Genomic DNA, 16,757 nt, shown 5'->3' on the forward strand with positions numbered 1-16,757 from the left:
CATCTTAATAGAAACTTGATACTTGTAGAAGCATTTCCTCATATTTGAAGTTCAGTCCTAAATACGAAAAATTCGGAACTATCTAAGAACTAGACAGCCCGCCGCACCTATAGATGAATTTCAAATATGTCCTCAGCAAATACTGATGTTGAATTTGTCGAAGTTGCGATGAGCATTATTCGCTAATTCAAGTATAAATTTTGAGATCGAACCTCCTGAGCTTCGCGTTAAATTGCATTGAGAGAATGACAATTTCAGGGAATCAACGTTTAATGACCTCAGTATTTAAGATCATCATTAGATTACTCGCTACTTTCCCAAATAACAAGTCAGAATTGCGAACATTTTGACTCAGTTGTAGTTTGTAATACTACCTATCTTGGATTTTCTTATTTAGACATATATCGGAAAAAACCTGCGCTGAAAGGCTTTGGCAAATTCGCATAAAAATTCAATTTCCAAATTTGCTGATTTGTATGTGAATTAAAATACATGCTCAGCCAGATTGAATTCGTCAGTCTTGCCAGGGAAAAACCCACTTTTTCGAGATGATATGTGTAATTAATTACTAAATTTCGATGGGCTAAATGGCTCGCGCAAAGAAGTACAAGGAATCCGATGCTTAGTAATTTTTTATACTCAGCATACCGTTAGATTTTGTTGCAAACTGCATAGAATCATGAACTATTGCTGCGATTTGACTTGTTTCGTGAGGCTTTTTGGTAGAAAACCTCTAGATACAAGTTTTGGATCACGAAAGGAGAAACTCAATTGTTAATCTCTACCTTGCTAGCAGTTGCGCCGAGAGCTGTGGATTGGAGTCCGAGCGTTGGGGCTGTGATGATTATTTGCAATATTTTGGCGATCGCGTTTGCGAAATACACGATGAAGAATCCGAGTGCGCCCCCTGAAATGCCTTCATCCAATATGTTTGGTGGCTTTGGACTACCTGCGGTAATTGGTGCGACCTGCTTTGGTCATGTGCTAGGCGCAGGTGCGATCTTAGGATTGTCCAACATTGGCGTTTTGTAATCTCCAAGTGCCTGATTTGTTACTCAAAGATATTTGGCTAGGGAAGAAATTCTCTAGCTTTTTTGGTGTGGAAAGCGAGACTTTTGTACTTCACTGGCGGCTCCCTGCCTTCTATATAAAGTTTATTTACGTTTGTATGGATTCTCGAAAACCAGACTGCAGAAAGGAATAGGAAAGCTCGAACTTCACAGTAGCTAAAATTTATCGTCTCTTTTGCTAGAACGCTGGATCGCTCTCAACAATCCATCCGATTCTCCTAGCCCCCCTTATGAAGAAAAATTCAGAGATTGGACGCGACGCGCCTCCAGTCAACTTGGATAGTGCTTATGAGCTACTGTCCGAGATTCTTATGACCCGATTTTCGGTCGATCCTGCTTTCTCGCGATCGTTTAATTTTCGAGCCTTTCAACTCGGTGATGTGCTGAACGTCTCTCATGTCATGATTCTTTGCCAAGGACGAGTCCGTTTGATTCGGTCGGGTGTACCTGCGGCAGTGTTAGATGTGGGAGACAGTTGGGGATCAGATGGACAATTCTGTGATCCGGTTCTGTCTTATCAAGCGATCGCGGCAAGTGCTGGATTTGTTGCTGAGATCGACAGTATTCCGTCTGAGCTAGAGTCTGACCTTCAGAAGATGGCTCACGATCGACAACGCTTGTTGTTTTTGAAGAGTGAGACGGATCTGCGATCGCATTCTAGCCATGTTCTGAAAAAGCTCCTCCCGCATTTGTGTGAGATCCGCATTGCTGCTGGATCAAGTGTTGCGGATCAATCTGGTCGGTTTTGGTTACGACAGGGGCAAGTTCAAGGCACTCAGCCTCCAACGATTGGGCAAGGGTGGGGCTATCCTCAACCCGTCCCGTCAGATTGGGTGGCTGCAACTGAACTTCAGCTCTATCAAATGAGTGCAAACCATTGGGATACTGTTTTTCAGAGTGAAGCATCACCCGAGGTCAAACCGATCGTTCAGCCTTTGGCGCGAGTTCAACCTGTTGAAGCTCAGCCTGTTCGACCAATTCCGGCTCCTACAAAGCCTGCTGCGATCGAGTTTGCGAAACCTCGGCGATCGCGCATTAGAATTGGTCGCGCTCCGTTTATTCCTCAGCAAAGCAGTTCGGACTGTGGGGCTGCTTGTTTAGCGATGATTGCTCAGTACTGGGGCAAACGATTGAGCATCAATATGTTGCGCAACTTAGCAGGCGTGGGACGATCTGGAGCTTCGCTCAAGGGACTCGCACTCGCGGCAGAAAGTTTAGGATTTCAGGCGCGACCTGTGCGATCAAGCTTTAATCGCATGACCGAACAGTCATTGCCTTGGATTGCTCACTGGCAGGGTGAACATTATATTGTCGTTTACCGCATGAAGCGGAATCGAGTTCTAGTCGCTGATCCAGCACTCGGTCGGCGATCGATAAGTTATGAAGAATTTCAAGCCAGTTGGACGGGCTATGCCCTGCTCTTAAGTCCGACTCAACTGTTGAAAGCGTTACCAAAATCAAAACCTTCATTGGGAAGATTTTTGGGAGCTTTTACGCCTTATCGATCAATTGTCTGGTCGATTCTGCTCGCGTCGGTCTTGCTGCAAATCTTTGGTGTCGTCACACCTCTCTTTACTCAGATCATTCTGGATCAAGTCGTTGTTCACAAAAGCCTACCCACACTGCAAATTTTCATCTTTGGATTGTTGCTGTTTGGCAGTTGGAAAATTGGGTTAACTTGCACCCGCCAGTATTTACTGGATTTTTTCTCGAATCAAGTCGATCTCACCTTGATTAGTGGCTTTATTGCTCATGCGTTGAATTTACCGCTGCAATTCTTTGCGACTCGGCATGTCGGTGATATTGTGACGCGCGTGCAAGAAAATCATAAAATTCAGCTCTTTCTCACCCGGCAGGCAATCACAGCATGGCTGGATGCAGTCATGGCGATCGTGTATGTCGGATTGATGCTGCATTATAACTGGCAGTTGACCCTATTAGTCCTTGGGCTGATTCCACCGATCATCATTATGACCGTGATTGCGAGTCCCTTTCTCCGGCAAATGTCCCGACAGATCTTTCATGAATCTGCCAAGCAAAACTCGTCGCTTGTGGAAATGCTCACAGGCATCTCAACGGTGAAAGCAACCGCGTCAGAACGAGAATTGCGCTGGCAGTGGGAGGATGAACTGACGAGTATGTTTAATGCTCAGTTTCGGGGGCAGAAGCTGGCGAATGCCTTGCAGGGTGCAAGTACATTAATCAATTTATTTGGTAGTACGTTACTACTTTGGTATGGGGCAAGGCTGGTGATTGCAGATCAATTGACCATTGGGCAATTGGTTGCATTCAACATGATGATTGGTAGTGTGATTACTCCCATTTTGTCGTTAGTCGGTCTTTGGGATGAGTTCCAAGAGGTTTTAGTTTCGATCGAGCGATTAGACGATATCTTCAGTGCCCAGCCCGAAGAAAGTCCGGATCAACCTCTGCTCGTGCTTCCACGTATTCGCGGGGAAGTGACATTTGAGAATGTTACTTTTCGCTATCATGCGGATGATAGTCGCAATATTCTGCAAAACATTTCATTTACGGCTCGTGCAGGGGATACGATCGCTTTAGTCGGTCGCAGCGGGTCTGGAAAAACAACCTTGGCGAACTTGCTTCAAGGGTTATATCAACCTACCTCTGGCAGAATTCTCATCGACAACACCGATCTGCATCATGTTTCGCCGCAATCTCTGCGATCGCAGCTTGGAATTGTTCCACAAGAGTGCTTTCTCTTTTCGGGAACGATCCTGGATAACATTACGCTCTATCGCCCTCAATATCGCCTAGAAGATGTGTTAAAAGCTGCAAAACTCGCAGAAGCCCATGCTTTCATTCAGAGCTTACCTCTGGGTTATCAGACAAAAGTGGGAGAGCGAGGCACCATGCTATCGGGTGGACAACGGCAACGAATCGCGATCGCGCGTGCCCTGCTCAATCTGCCTCGAATTTTGATTTTGGATGAAGCCACAAGCTCACTCGATACGGAATCCGAGCGACGATTTCAGAAAAACTTGCAGCAAATTAGCCGCGATCGCACAACGTTCATCATTGCTCACCGACTCTCTACTGTTCGCAACGCAGATTGTATCTTAGTGCTCGATAAAGGCATCATCGCAGAGCAAGGAACTCATGAACAGTTAATCAAACAAGGAGGACTCTACACTCAGCTTGCTCAACAACAACTGGATCTATAACTGCTGTCGCAAATATTACAGGTACTAAGATCACCCGTGCTAGGGGTTGTCATACCGCGTAGAACGATTATGATAGGTATTAGATATAACAAAATGCTCATCAAGTCTTCTAGCAATACTGACGATATCTCTAGCTACACAGGGATTGCACTACCACGCCACTTAGTTCAGTCTTCAGACATCGCATTGATGGTTAAAATCGCTTCAAATCATCCCGGTAGAAACAACCTTTTTACTGAATGGCTTGCTTGTAGATCTAGATTTGGATCTTCCGCAGCCGAAAACAATTAAAGCCCTCATTGCACTGCACTTCATCTGACGACTGGAAATGTTTCATGCAATTTCTAGTGTTAGGTCATTATTATGTCGATACGGATTGATTCACTCTCTCTTGAAGATGCACCGCCGCCTACTCTGTCTTCTAACTTGGAGACCGATGAACTGTCAGAGTTTGCCTACCTCTATGGGGGTACGCTCGCATCCACTCCAGTCATGCCTTCTGCATTTCCCGACCCTCCCGCAAGTTCGGCGGACTCTTCCGACCCCACTCCGCCGGAGAGATGGTCTACTGCGCTGCAAAATGTTCTCGATCGTCCTCCTGCAACTTTTCCCAGTCGCTTAGTCGCGGGTGGTGTCATCTTTTGTGCGGCATGTGTCGGTTGGGCAACAACGAGCCAGATGGAAGAAATTGGACGCGCGCAAGGGCGTTTAGTGCCTCAAGGGGAAGCTTACAAAGTTCACCCTGTCGTTTCTGGCAAAATTGCTCAAGTGTATGTGCAAGAAGGTCAGACGGTGAAAGCTGGACAAACGATCGCTGAACTCGATCATGAGATTGCACTCAATCGAGTGGGAGCCTTACAGCAAGAAGAGCGCAACTATGAAAAAGAGCTGCTGCAAATTGATGCCTTAATTGATAAAACTCGATTAGAAGCACAAACGCGATCGACCATTGCGACGGCTGAGATTCGTGCTCAAGAAGCCACGATCGCTCAAGCTCAAGCAAAATTGCAAGGGCAAGACACCACGATTTTGCAAACTGAAGAACGAGCAACGACCAGTCAAGCTTTACTGGCCCAACTTCAAGCCGATGCTGACAGTCAAAAAGAACGACTCGAACGGCTGAAATTCCTTGTTGATCAAGGGGCACTGGCGCGGGAGCACCTCTATCAAGCAGAGCAACATTTCGGCGATCGCCAACGCAGCATTACTCAGCAAACCGGAGACATTCAGCAGGCTTTGGCGGAGTCGCAGAAAATGCGATCGGATTTGCAGCAAGTTGTGGCAGAGTCTCGACGCTTACGGGCGCAGCTGACTCAGAAATACGCAGAAGGACAAACAGCCCAGATTCAAGCTCAGCAAACGATTCAAAATTTGTTTGTGCAGCGAACGCAGTTAATGGCGAAGAAACAGCAAACTGAGAAGCTGATTCAGCAAGCGAATGCTGAGATGAAGCAACTTAAATTGCAAGCTCCCGTTGACGGAATTGTTTCCGCCTTGAATGTTAGTAAGCCTGGTGAAGTGGTGCAAGCAGGGCAAACGGTCAGTGAGATTGCACCTCAGACTGCGCCTTTAGTTTTAGTCGCAGCTTTACCGACGCGAGAAGCAGGGTTTGTCAAACCGGGAGACAAAGTACAAGTGAAGTTTGATGCTTATCCTTATCAAGACTATGGAATTGTTGGGGGTAAGGTTGTGAAACTGTCGCCTGATATTAAGCAAGATGAGCGATTGGGGGCTGTGTATCGGGTCGAAATTCAGCTCGATCGACACATGATTCAATCAACCCCGCTCAAAGCAGGTCAGACTGCGTCGGCAGAAATTATCGTGCGTAGGCGCACGATCGCGGAAATGCTGCTTGATCCGATTCGCCAATTACAAAAAGGCGGAATTAGTTTGTAGTGCCCGGATTTTTAAGAATTTCTGAGGAGAGATATTACTATGACGTTTCAGCGGGGAAGCGTAGCTCAGTCGCGCAATAAAGTCATGAGTCCTGAACAGTTTAAGCAAGTCGTCGATGCGATTACGGAAGGTCGGTATTCTTGGGCTTGTGTGCTGATTCTACGGTTTGCGGGCTACAATCCTGTTCACTTTATTCCACACCGTACCTACAGTCGATTGCTCAAAGAAAATCGCGTACAAACTCCGAGCCGATTAACTCAAATCAAGGACTTGGCTTATTCAGAAACGGTCGAGCAGCCCGAAGAAGTTCTACATGGCGGGAAGCTGCCAATTTGGTTTGTAAACTCACCACCATGTGAGCAACTCAAAGCTCAGCCCGTTTACTCGATTTGGTAGAACGCGCAGCGACGGTTCCAGAGGTTATGCTCACTTTGGAACCGTTACCCAAGTTCCAGTCTCATTCGATTCATGTGCTAAATCCATCAACAATTGCGAGTAAACTCCTTCTTTCAAAGAGGGTGGTAGAGATTCTTGTCGATCGATGCCTAACACCCACTGATCGACGACACGAATAAACGGTGCAATCCGCCCATCTGTGAATACTTGTTCAAATGCAAACTGCTTAGGAATCTCCAATTCCACTAATTCTTGTCCAAGCGGTGCGCCCCACAGCTTAAATCCATGCACATAATCTTTCTGATTATCGCTACCGAGTACTAGCGTTCCGCGATCGCCATAAACTTCAATCCAATGCCCGCGTCCTTGAGTCGTGACCGAACTAATACAAATCTGACAAGGCGTACCGTCTGTTAGCTCTAATGTGATGTTGCACGTATCATCCGAATCTACAGGCTTTAGGTCGCCTGTACTTGGATCAGGACGGTTTGGAATTGCAGTACTTAACCTTGCCGTTAAGCGATCGACATCGCCAAAGAGCCAAGCAATGTAATCAAAGGTATGAGACGCTAATGCCCCTAATGCCCCACCCCCTTGCTCTTTACGCGCGTACCAATTCCAAGGACGAGAAGCATCAGCGCGGCTTGAGACGAGCCAATCAATCTTAATTAACCGCTTTTGTCCGACATAATTTGAGGCAAGCAAATCTGCAAAATGTTGCCAAGCCGGAACAAAGCGAAACTCGAAATTCATGCTTGTCACCACTCGACGATCGAGCGATCGCTGATATAAATCGTTTGCTTCTTTGACATTTAAAGCAGTCGGCTTTTCAAGCAGTAAATGTTTTCCAGCGTCTAAAACGGACTTTGCTATCTCATAATGCAGGAAAGGTGGAGTGGAAACACTGACTGCATCGACTGTTGGCAGCGATAAAATCTCAGCGATCGACGAACTTGCCTGAGGAATATTGTGAGCTTGAGCGATCGCCTGTGCTTTTTGCAAGTCACGATGATAGACTGCCACGACTTCAGTGCGTGGATGTGCCTGTAATCCGGGAATATGGACTTTCTGCCCAAAGCCCGTTCCGACAACTGCTACACCAATCTTAGAACTCGTCATAGCTATCTCTTTCACTGCAAAAATCTTATTGTATAAGCAGAACAGTCCGATTGTTCCTGCCCCCAGAGTTGTGCAACTCCCGGCAATGGTGGATTTTTTCACAGCGAAATTGAGAGAGATATAATTAAGATATGTAAAGAAGATCTCCAAAAGGCTGTCTCATGCTGACTGATGCACGTACTTCGATCGCAGAAATTCCAGCAGGTGGAACTGACCCCACTCGATTCGACTGGAAAGAAGCATGGTATCCCGTTTATTACATTCAAGACTTGGACAAAACCAAGCCCGCTAAATTCACACTGCTAGGGCAAGATCTAGTGATTTGGTGGGATGCAAATGCTGAAAGCTGGCAAGCCTTTGAAGATCAATGTCCTCACCGTCTTGCCCCACTTTCAGAAGGCAGAATCGCAGAAGATGGCCTGCTCGAATGTCCCTATCATGGATGGGCATTTCAGGGCGATGGCACCTGCGATCGCATTCCCCAACAACCCGAAGGGTCGCTTGCGCATCAGTCTAAACGTGCCTGCGTCGCCTCCTACGCCACGGCTGAGCGTCAAGGCTTACTTTTTGTCTATCCTGGTCAAAACCCGCCCGAACAGGTCAAAATTCCCATCATCGAACCGATGGAAGAAACGCCGGACGGATGGGTCTGTCTGAACACATTTCGAGATTTACCCTACGATGCTTTGACCTTGCTCGAAAATGTTCTCGATTCGAGCCATCTGCCGTTTACGCATCACAAATCGGTTGGCAATCGATCGAATGCGGCTCCGGTTGAACTCGAAGTTTTAGAATCGAGTAAACAAGGCTTTAAGGGATTTTGGCAAGAAGGGCCGCGCAAAGGCACATTAGGCTCACAGCAGACGACTTTTATCGCACCTGCTCTGATGTGGCATGATCTCACCTCAAAGCAATTTGGTCGAACGCTCACCGTCGTTTATGCTACCCCGACCCGAAAAGGAGAATGTCGGGTCTTTGCTCGCTTCCCGTTCAAGTTTGCCTCTAAACTTCCGAGTACTTTCATTCGATTGACACCCCGCTGGTACTCGCATTTAGGTAACAACACTGTGCTAGAAGATGACCAAATCTTTTTGCACTACCAAGAGCGATACCTCGCTGAGAAAGGCGGAAGTGATAACTTTGCAAAAGCTTTTTACTTACCGACTCGTGCTGATACGTTTGTATCTACTTTGCGTCAGTGGGTGAATGCGTTTGAAGCTGATCCGTTTCCCGGCGAACCTTTACCGCCGTTGCAATCGATCGACGAATTGCTCGATCGCTATCATTCTCATACGATTCATTGTTCAAGCTGTCGCACTGCGCTTGCCCGAATTCAGACCATAAAAATTGGAACCACAATCATTGGAGGGTTAGCTTGGGCACTGCTGCAACTGCTCTCAATCGCACTTTCCCCCTCGTCGATCACGATCGCGACACTGGCTGCGATCGTGCCACTGATTGCTGGTTCCATTTGGCTTGTACTGAATCGCTTAGAGCAGAAGTTTTACAAAGGGCAACGCACTCCAGCAAGAAACTTGCCGGAGAAAAAGCGTAAGTCAGCCCTCTGATTTAGACTGCTTGGAAGCGAGAAGGATTGTCTTGAACTTTCTTTAATAGTCCACGACGCTCGGCATGTTTGGTTGTAATTGCAACACTCATCCGAGCTTTTGACATTTCTGCGGGATCGAACGGATCGTAGATTTGATCGATTAAGTCATCGATCGACAATGGTTCTTTCGCAGAACCCAACACTTCCACGATCGCTTGCATGGCCTTCAAGGATTTGAACTCAGATTTTAGAACTGAGGCATCGAAGGATTTGGAGGATTTCCGTCCTTTTGCTTTCTTCGGCTCAGCCGCAACGGGGGCTGCTGCTTTTGCCTTGGATTTTGCGGGAGCTTTCGTCGCTTTAGGACTTGCTGTACTAGCTGCTGGTGCGCTAGGTGCGCTATCACCACTTGCACCCAACAGTTGCTCAATGTATTGCAACGTTTTGTCGAGTTCTGCTTCTGCTTCGGATTGTGCTGCCTGAATGAGAGCCTGGCGTTCGCTTAGTAAACGAGAGCGAGTTTCTTCCAAATTGGATTTCAGGTCTTTAGTTAGAATGGATGACACGATATTTTCCTGAAATAAAGTGATGTAAGTAGATTGTAGTTCCCTCTGCCACTTTTAGATCAACTTAGCTCGAAAATGTTGAAAGAAGCTACTGGGGAGTTCTAGGGAATCTCATTAATTTGAGTGCTAGGAATAGCTAAATAGCTACTAAAACCCTTACAGTGAAAGCATTTATTGATAGAGCGATCGAATCCATTCCCATTCCTGAGTCAGCCCTTCTTGTAAAGAAACTTGCGGTTGATAATTCAAGATTTTTTTTGCTTTTGTCACATCTGCAGAAGTATGTCTGGCATCTCCGATCGCATTTTCGATAAACTCTTTCCGAATTGAGCGACCTAAAATCGTCTCCATTGTTGCAATGACATCCGTTAAAACGACGCGACTGCCTCCTCCAATGTTAAAGACTTCTCCAACTGCTTCTGGGGTTTCTGCCGCCGCTAAATTTGCCGCGATCGCATCATTCACGTTTGTGAAATCTCGGGTTTGCTGACCATCTCCATAAATGACGATCGCTTGATCTTGAAGTGCTGCTTTGAGAAACTTGTGAAATCCCATGTCCGGACGTTGTCTTGCTCCATACACAGTGAAGTAACGAAGCGAGCAAGTAGGAACTCCAAAGTTTCGATAATAAAGTCCACAAAGCTGCTCGGCTGCTAGTTTTGTGATGCCGTAAGGTGAAACAGGCTGGGGGCAAATTGTCTCAGAAGTTGGCAGTGCTTCTGCATTGCCATAGATGGATGAACTCGAAGCATAGATAAATCGCTGAAGGCGCTTTGCAGTTTTAGCTGCTTCAAGTAGAATCTGAGTCGCATTAATATTTTGCTCAGTGTAAGTGCGAAATCCTGATCCCCAGCTTGCTCGCACTCCGGCTTGTGCTGCTTGATGGTAAATCACTTCCACATCTTTCAAGAGGTGATGCCAATCTAGGGACTGAATATCTGCTTCAATCAGCTTAAAATTCGGATGCTGCAAGCTGATGGCGAGATTTTTCCACTTCAGTTCCGGATCGTAGTAGTCATTGAACTGATCGACACCAATGACGCGATCGCCTCGTTCGAGCAAGGCTTCGACAAGATGCGAACCAATAAATCCTGCTGCTCCGGTCACTAAACTTAGGGTCATATCTCCAACCGTTGCCTCACACTGTAAAGGGTTGATCTTACTCGATCGTGGGGATCAGTTGGAATTGACGCTTTAAAGTTGTGTTTTGTTCAACTGCTGCTTGAGTTTACGGAATCGGTAGCTTAGATTCCCCATTTTCTGCTGATAGAAGCGGGTGATATGCGATCGAGCCTGAGTGAATGGATCTGGAGATTTGAAGTGCTGTGGGCGGCTTTCAGGCGCGTTGAGGTAGCGATAATACAAGAAGAGGTCACGGTAAGGAATTTGCGCTTCTTCGCCCTGGCAGAGGCGATTGAAGTGAGCGGTGGCAACGCTCATATAGTGCAAGTACATTAGTCTCTGTCCTTTGTCATAGAGGACGTGATCTTGTTGTTCAAATGAGCTTGACCAGTGAGAACCGGGTGCAGTCCCCGTGGACGCAAAGTTGTAGTAGGAAATTTGACTACGGAGCACCATGTAGTTCATCAAAGATTGATCCGGTCCCCAAAGCGCCATCAAATCTGCTTCTCCAGATTTGAGAGAGTCTAGCAGCGATCGCAGGATTTCATCGGTAAATACGCCTTTCTTAGAGGCGAACCAACCCGCACAGAAAATATTCTTGAGTGTCTCAGGTGTAAATACGTTCAGTAGGTCTGCTTGGGAGCCGTCAAAGATGTATTTCAAATCAGAAGAATACTGATAGTCGTTCGTGACCCAATCATAGTCATCCAGCTTTTGAAAAATAGGAGCGACCGAACCAAGAGCAAGGGTATCCGCATCAAAATAAATAAATTGATCAAATTCACCATCAAAACAGCAGAGTTTGCGGTGCATGGCAAGGCGATAGACGGTCGGTAGTTCGCGTTCGCGCCAGGTTTTCTGTGCCCGATCGTGAGACTGCCAAGCTTCAGTTGCGAACTGTTCCCAACGTTGAATCGAGTCGTGATTTTCAAACAGAGAAACTTGCGGACGGGCTGCAATCAGCGATCGCACTTTGTCTAAGCGATCGTCATACGGCAGAATACAAACTGGCATCGTTGGACTGATATTCGTTTCAATGCTATTGAGCAGTGCAACGAGCTGATCGTAAACGTAGTCATTTGCCAGGATGTAGATTCCGTCCATAAGTCATGCCAGTTTGAGTTGAGATATTGACTCACAAATTGTCAGGAGAGGTATTTTGCCGATCTCGCATCCATGCCTAGCGATTTGCAAAGGGAATGAAACGCGAGAATTTGCGCCAGAGAGCTGTCTCCGGTTCATGTAAATAGCGGTAATGTTCCCACACGTCCCAGTAAGGCGCGCCGGGTCGAATCGAAATTCCTGCCCAATGCAAATACTTCAGCTTTTGAGCGCGATCGTACAAAACGTACTGCCGATTTTCAAAATGCTTTGATCCTGCCCAACTTCCAGGAGCATTCTCTGGTGGTTTAACCAAATTCATTCGTCGATCAAAACACTTCAGTATCAGATAGTTCAGAATCGGCTGATCCGTCACGCCTTGGGAAAAGTCAAAATACTCCCGATGTTGCGCGCAATCTTTCAGAACGTCGTAAAGTTGTTCTTCGCTGATCACTCCCCGGCGCGATCCCCAAAATCCGCTATTAAAGACATCTTGCAGTGCTTCCGGGGTAAAAATTGTGTCTTTGACGATTTCAGAGAAAATATTTCTCAACCCTTCGCTCGAATAGTGATAGTCACAGCAGAAGAAATCGCACTCAGACAAATGATTGAGCGTATCTGCAATCTTGTCGAACACAACAATATCAGTGTCAATATAGAGAAACTCATCTAAGACCCCAAACCAAGTCGCGAGCTTTCTCATTTTGTTGGGCAGTTTGAGAAAATCTCGATCGAAGATCTCACCCACTCGGTTGGTGATTCGTTCTAGCAATGCTAAATCGGGGAATAGCTCGACTTGATGCAATCGATGCAGCGTTTCGAGGACTTGATGATACTCGTCATTAAACGGAATCAAGTACACAGGTACTTCTTGATCAAACAATCGAATACTGTTGAGAAGCGCGATCGCATTCTCGATCACCTTGTCGTTGGCGACAATATAAATTCCTCGTTTCATGCGATCCTCAGCTTTTGTAGAACTTTCTGAACGAATGTTGGACTTTGAACCTGAGTCAAAACCGGACGCTTTTCTGGCTCATGCAAAAAGCGATAGTAGAGAAACAGATCTCGATACGGGAAAGTAACAGCTTCACCCTTCGCAACTTGCTCCATCCGTTGCGGCTTCACTCCGATATAGTGCAAATAGGTCAGTTGTCTACCTCGGTCATATAGAATGTGCTCTCTCTCCTCGAAATGGTTGGAAGTGACAGAACAGCCAGTCGATTCTCCATAAGGTAAAAGTTGAGCTAGATTGCAGGTTTTAATGCCCGATTTCATCACCATGTAATTGATCACAGGTTGCTCACCTGCTCCACCGTAGAGAATTTCTCGATCGCCTGATTGCAATGCCTGGATAAAATCTTCACGCTGTTCTAAGTTAAAAAGTCCTCGCTTACTGGCATAGAAGCCTGAACAGAAGATCTCTTTGTTAATTCGATCGGTTGAAAAGACTTCATGCAGCTTTGGTGACTCAGTGTTGTAAATCTTGCTCGGATCAAGAAATTGGAAGTCATACACCACCCAATCGTGATTCTCTAACAAGGCAAAGATGTGAGCCATTGAACTCATTGCCAAGGTATCTGCATCCATATAAATAAAGCGATCGAATGGAGCATCAAACGCACAAAATCGCCGATGTGCTCCATACAGACGCTCTTTCTGATTGAGCTTGGTGGGATCAATCTGCCGCATAAATTCATCCCACTGCCGAATCGATTTCTGATCGTCATACAGCATGACATTGGGACGATTCTGAATCTCTGTGCGAATGCGATCTAATTGATCATCAAAGGGATAGATACAAACCGGAATATCTCGACCCACATTTACTTCAATACTATTGAGCAAGGCGACTAATTGATCAAAAACGCGATCGTTTGCCAGCGTACAAATTCCATTCATGACTAAGACACCCGCTCCACATACTCAGATAGCCAATTCATCAGATTCAACTTGTGCAAGATGACTTGCCGTGCTTCTGCGATCGCGTCTCTTGCTTCAAACCAGGCATCCGGCGTTGCCGTTACTTCTTGAATGTATTTCATGCCTTTCTCGTCCATGCTGGGTAGACGCAGAAAACTACCTGGAGGCAGTAATTTATCGGCTGCTGAGCCGCCATAGTAAATCGGTAAACACCAAGATAGCAAAGCATCCCATAGCTTCTCAGTGACATACCAATCATTCTCGGCATAATTCTCGATCGACAAATTGTAGTAATACGGAGCCATGCCATACCACTTTCCGCCAATTCTCCCGGTTGTGGTTGCCCACTCGGGTAAATCGCGACCATAGAGATCAAAATCAACCTTGTTCTCTTGCAGCATTTTGAGAAATGCGAGCCGTTTGCGGTGATTCTCAGTTCGACTGATGCCTGAAGTAATCCAGCTACAAGTCCGAATTTTTTCAGGGGGTGGCATCTCATTGAGTTCGCGAAAAGTATTGCCTAAATACCAAATTGCGGGCATGTAATCGGGTATCGGTGCAAAATCGTCTGGGCCTGAAACATAAGCACAATACTGGCTTGCCTTTTCGTAGTTCTCTTTTGTGATGTGAACAATTTCTTCTAACGGCGGTTCACGCAAGAGATAAATCATGCGTTCTTTTGCAACGCCTTTGAATTGAGGGGTAACATCGGGTAAGGGCTGAGGCTTGCGGAACCGAGCGCGCCATGAGGTATCGACTTTACGCCGGGGAAAATCGAACTGATATAACAGTAAAAAATCTGGCGTTTCGGCAGAAGCATCAAGTTGAATGTTGCCCCAATGTCCGAATGGATAAGGAGACTGCTGCCACAACCAATCTGTCGGGCTAGGCTTCAACCCGACATAGCTACTTGCCATTCCTACAATTGTTTTTCCCATCGTCTTATGTCCTAAACGGTCTGAGGTTCTTCTGAAAATTGCATCGAATGAAGCTGAGCATAGAGTCCGCCTTGCTTCAATAGGTCTGCATGAGTGCCGATTTCGACCACATGCCCTTTGTCTAGCACGGCAATCTGATCTGCGGTCTGGATAGTAGACAAGCGATGAGCAATGACTAACGTCGTCCGATCGCGCCTCAATTCATCGATCGCGCCCTGAACTAATCGCTCAGAAACGGTATCCAAGGCAGAAGTCGCTTCATCGAGAATGAGGATTTCGGGATCGCGCAGTAAGGCTCGGGCGATCGCGAGTCTTTGTCGTTGCCCGCCAGATAGCATCACTCCGCGATCGCCGATCAACGTATCAAAGCCCTGGGGCAGTTTCACGATAAATTCGTAAGCATTCGCTCGCTTCGCTGCTGCAATAATTTGCTCATCGCTTGCATCTCGACGGGCATAAGCAAGGTTATTGCGAACTGAATCGTTGAATAAGAACGTATCTTGGCTGACGATGCCCATCGATTGCCGAAGCGTGCAAAGTTCAAAGTCTTTGAGATCGCGATCGTCGAGTAAAATTCTGCCTGCGGTCGGGTCATAAAACCTTGGCAGTAGATCTGCTAGCGTTGACTTACCTGCACCGGATGATCCGACTAATGCGAGGGTCGTGCCTTTTGGGAGCCAGAGATTGACCTGATTTAAAACTTGTCGATCGTGTCCTGGGTAGGTAAACGATAAATTCTCGAAGCGAATCCCTTCTGTCATTGCGGTGTAAGGAATATGACCTTTCGACATGAAGGGCTTGTTATCACGTCGGAGAAATTCATTCACGACCGAGACGCTCGGGGCTAGATTCGCAAAAGCGCCTCGCGCGTTGTTTAACTGCCCGACAAATGGCAACATTCGGAACAAAATTAAGAGATAGGTCAGCAGGATTGCAGAAAGTGCTTCAATCTGACCGCGAAAGAAGAGACGACCTAATAACAAAATCGCAACAATCACCAAGATTCCAATCATTTCATTGACGGGTGGAATCAGGGAAGCGTTCGCTTGAGATCGAAAATCAGCATCTTCGCGGGCGTGGATGAGTTGTTCTAGCTTTTGATACTCTCGGCTTTCGCTGGCGGTTGATTTGACGAGGCGAATTCCAGACAGCATTTCGAGGACTGCAACTGAATAGTCGCGTGATTGGTCAGATAACTGCTGTCCAAACTTCTCAGCACGTTTGACGAAGAAGCTGTTAGACAGTGACGCGATCGCGAGCAAAACGGTCGAAATGATCGTCAGTTGCCAAGAGATCGACAGCAGAATGATCAGAAAAACAAAGATAGTAATTACAGTGGACAGCATTTGTACTGCTGTCCGAATTGCGGTTGCGGTTGCGCCCACTTCGCCGCCTAAGCGATTAATCAAGTCGCCGACTTTCGTTTTGACATAGAATTCTAGATCAACATCTAACAGCAGTCTTAATCCTTCTTTGCGAATGTCGCTTACCAATGCCCTTGATAAATGCCCAGAAGTCAAAGTACTGGCATAACTTGTCACATTTTTGAGCAAGATTGCGACCAGGACACATGCCATCATAGTGAGAAATCTTGCATCTCCGACCAAATGCTCAAAGCTTGCAAAGGCTTGCTGTAACAGGGGAGGTGCGCCTTTGAGATTAATCTCTTGACCCAACAATCCCAAGACCACTGGGATCATCAGCATGGTGCTCACACCATTGAATAAGGCTCCCGAAAATCCCAAGACGATTGTTCCAATTAATGGAAGGGGATGACGCAGGGCAAACTTAAGCAGCAATTGGTTGGGCAACATGGATCGGATTGGGCAAACAACAAATTGAAAGCGTCGATCATCAAGCACGGATGAAGAACTGCTTTTAGTTATCCCGCC

Annotated in this window: 13 protein-coding genes; 5 read left to right on the top strand and 8 right to left on the bottom strand. The window is 46.5% G+C overall.

Annotated elements, in window-relative coordinates:
- Nucleotides 1-771 precede the first annotated feature (771 nt).
- From psaK to LEPBO_RS43030, 4 genes are all read left to right on the top strand, one after another.
- Nucleotides 772-1,032, top strand: coding sequence for a photosystem I reaction center subunit PsaK (psaK, locus tag LEPBO_RS0126410; RefSeq protein ID WP_026148946.1), 261 nt, complete (start codon nucleotides 772-774; stop codon nucleotides 1,030-1,032).
- A gap of 268 nt (nucleotides 1,033-1,300) precedes the next feature.
- Nucleotides 1,301-4,255 carry a peptidase domain-containing ABC transporter gene (locus tag LEPBO_RS0126415; protein ID WP_017290601.1) on the top strand — a complete coding sequence of 985 codons (2,955 nt, stop codon included), beginning with the start codon at nucleotides 1,301-1,303 and terminating at the stop codon, nucleotides 4,253-4,255.
- A 363-nt stretch (nucleotides 4,256-4,618) separates the two neighbouring features.
- On the top strand, nucleotides 4,619-6,151 hold the full coding sequence (locus LEPBO_RS0126420; protein WP_017290602.1) for an HlyD family efflux transporter periplasmic adaptor subunit: 1,533 nt from the start codon (nucleotides 4,619-4,621) through the stop codon (nucleotides 6,149-6,151).
- A 39-nt stretch (nucleotides 6,152-6,190) separates the two neighbouring features.
- Complete coding sequence (locus LEPBO_RS43030) at nucleotides 6,191-6,547, top strand: HetP family heterocyst commitment protein (protein ID WP_017290603.1); 357 nt, start codon at nucleotides 6,191-6,193, stop codon at nucleotides 6,545-6,547.
- Between the two features lie 30 nt (nucleotides 6,548-6,577).
- On the opposite strand, the gene LEPBO_RS0126430 is transcribed toward LEPBO_RS43030, so the two are convergent.
- On the bottom strand, nucleotides 6,578-7,666 hold the full coding sequence (locus tag LEPBO_RS0126430; RefSeq protein WP_026148947.1) for a Gfo/Idh/MocA family protein: 1,089 nt from the start codon (nucleotides 7,664-7,666) through the stop codon (nucleotides 6,578-6,580).
- Between the two features lie 161 nt (nucleotides 7,667-7,827).
- Between LEPBO_RS0126430 and LEPBO_RS0126435 the strand changes: the two genes are divergently transcribed.
- Complete coding sequence (locus LEPBO_RS0126435; protein ID WP_017290605.1) at nucleotides 7,828-9,234, top strand: aromatic ring-hydroxylating dioxygenase subunit alpha; 1,407 nt, start codon at nucleotides 7,828-7,830, stop codon at nucleotides 9,232-9,234.
- A 1-nt stretch (nucleotide 9,235) separates the two neighbouring features.
- Here LEPBO_RS0126435 and LEPBO_RS0126440 read toward each other — a convergent pair whose 3' ends face one another.
- From LEPBO_RS0126440 to LEPBO_RS0126470, 7 genes are all read right to left on the bottom strand, one after another.
- Entirely contained in the window at nucleotides 9,236-9,781 is a 546-nt protein-coding gene (locus LEPBO_RS0126440) for a hypothetical protein (RefSeq protein WP_144056280.1), read from the bottom strand.
- A 171-nt stretch (nucleotides 9,782-9,952) separates the two neighbouring features.
- The gene (locus tag LEPBO_RS0126445) at nucleotides 9,953-10,903 is read right to left on the bottom strand and encodes an NAD-dependent epimerase/dehydratase family protein (protein ID WP_017290607.1); all 951 of its coding nucleotides are present in this window, start codon (nucleotides 10,901-10,903) and stop codon (nucleotides 9,953-9,955) included.
- 72 nt (nucleotides 10,904-10,975) lie between these two features.
- The gene (locus tag LEPBO_RS0126450; protein ID WP_017290608.1) at nucleotides 10,976-12,007 is read right to left on the bottom strand and encodes an Npun_R2821/Npun_R2822 family protein; all 1,032 of its coding nucleotides are present in this window, start codon (nucleotides 12,005-12,007) and stop codon (nucleotides 10,976-10,978) included.
- A 76-nt stretch (nucleotides 12,008-12,083) separates the two neighbouring features.
- Entirely contained in the window at nucleotides 12,084-12,962 is an 879-nt protein-coding gene (locus tag LEPBO_RS0126455) for an Npun_R2821/Npun_R2822 family protein (protein ID WP_017290609.1), read from the bottom strand.
- Nucleotides 12,959-13,906, bottom strand: coding sequence for an Npun_R2821/Npun_R2822 family protein (locus tag LEPBO_RS0126460; protein ID WP_017290610.1), 948 nt, complete (start codon nucleotides 13,904-13,906; stop codon nucleotides 12,959-12,961). The genes LEPBO_RS0126455 and LEPBO_RS0126460 overlap by 4 nt, the downstream gene beginning before the upstream one ends.
- A gap of 2 nt (nucleotides 13,907-13,908) precedes the next feature.
- Nucleotides 13,909-14,865: a glycosyltransferase family 10 domain-containing protein gene (locus tag LEPBO_RS0126465; RefSeq protein ID WP_026148948.1), complete on the bottom strand. Its 957-nt coding sequence runs from the start codon at nucleotides 14,863-14,865 to the stop codon at nucleotides 13,909-13,911.
- An 11-nt stretch (nucleotides 14,866-14,876) separates the two neighbouring features.
- Nucleotides 14,877-16,679: an ABC transporter ATP-binding protein gene (locus LEPBO_RS0126470; RefSeq protein ID WP_017290612.1), complete on the bottom strand. Its 1,803-nt coding sequence runs from the start codon at nucleotides 16,677-16,679 to the stop codon at nucleotides 14,877-14,879.
- Nucleotides 16,680-16,757 lie beyond the last annotated feature (78 nt).

The organism is Leptolyngbya boryana PCC 6306 (assembly GCF_000353285.1).
Taxonomy (GTDB): Bacteria; Cyanobacteriota; Cyanobacteriia; order Leptolyngbyales; family Leptolyngbyaceae; genus Leptolyngbya; species Leptolyngbya boryana.

Bases quoted from the DNA above. Each gene is read 5' to 3' on its own strand.
- LEPBO_RS0126415 (WP_017290601.1), top strand. From the start codon at position 1,301: ATGAAGAAAAATTCAGAGATTGGACGCGACGCGCCTCCAGTCAACTTG.
- LEPBO_RS0126420 (WP_017290602.1), top strand. From the start codon at position 4,619: ATGTCGATACGGATTGATTCACTCTCTCTTGAAGATGCACCGCCGCCT.
- LEPBO_RS43030 (WP_017290603.1), top strand. From the start codon at position 6,191: ATGACGTTTCAGCGGGGAAGCGTAGCTCAGTCGCGCAATAAAGTCATG.
- LEPBO_RS0126430 (WP_026148947.1), bottom strand. From the start codon at position 7,666: ATGACGAGTTCTAAGATTGGTGTAGCAGTTGTCGGAACGGGCTTTGGG.
- LEPBO_RS0126435 (WP_017290605.1), top strand. From the start codon at position 7,828: ATGCTGACTGATGCACGTACTTCGATCGCAGAAATTCCAGCAGGTGGA.
- LEPBO_RS0126445 (WP_017290607.1), bottom strand. From the start codon at position 10,903: ATGACCCTAAGTTTAGTGACCGGAGCAGCAGGATTTATTGGTTCGCAT.
- LEPBO_RS0126450 (WP_017290608.1), bottom strand. From the start codon at position 12,007: ATGGACGGAATCTACATCCTGGCAAATGACTACGTTTACGATCAGCTC.
- LEPBO_RS0126455 (WP_017290609.1), bottom strand. From the start codon at position 12,962: ATGAAACGAGGAATTTATATTGTCGCCAACGACAAGGTGATCGAGAAT.
- LEPBO_RS0126460 (WP_017290610.1), bottom strand. From the start codon at position 13,906: ATGAATGGAATTTGTACGCTGGCAAACGATCGCGTTTTTGATCAATTA.
- LEPBO_RS0126465 (WP_026148948.1), bottom strand. From the start codon at position 14,865: ATGGGAAAAACAATTGTAGGAATGGCAAGTAGCTATGTCGGGTTGAAG.
- LEPBO_RS0126470 (WP_017290612.1), bottom strand. From the start codon at position 16,679: ATGTTGCCCAACCAATTGCTGCTTAAGTTTGCCCTGCGTCATCCCCTT.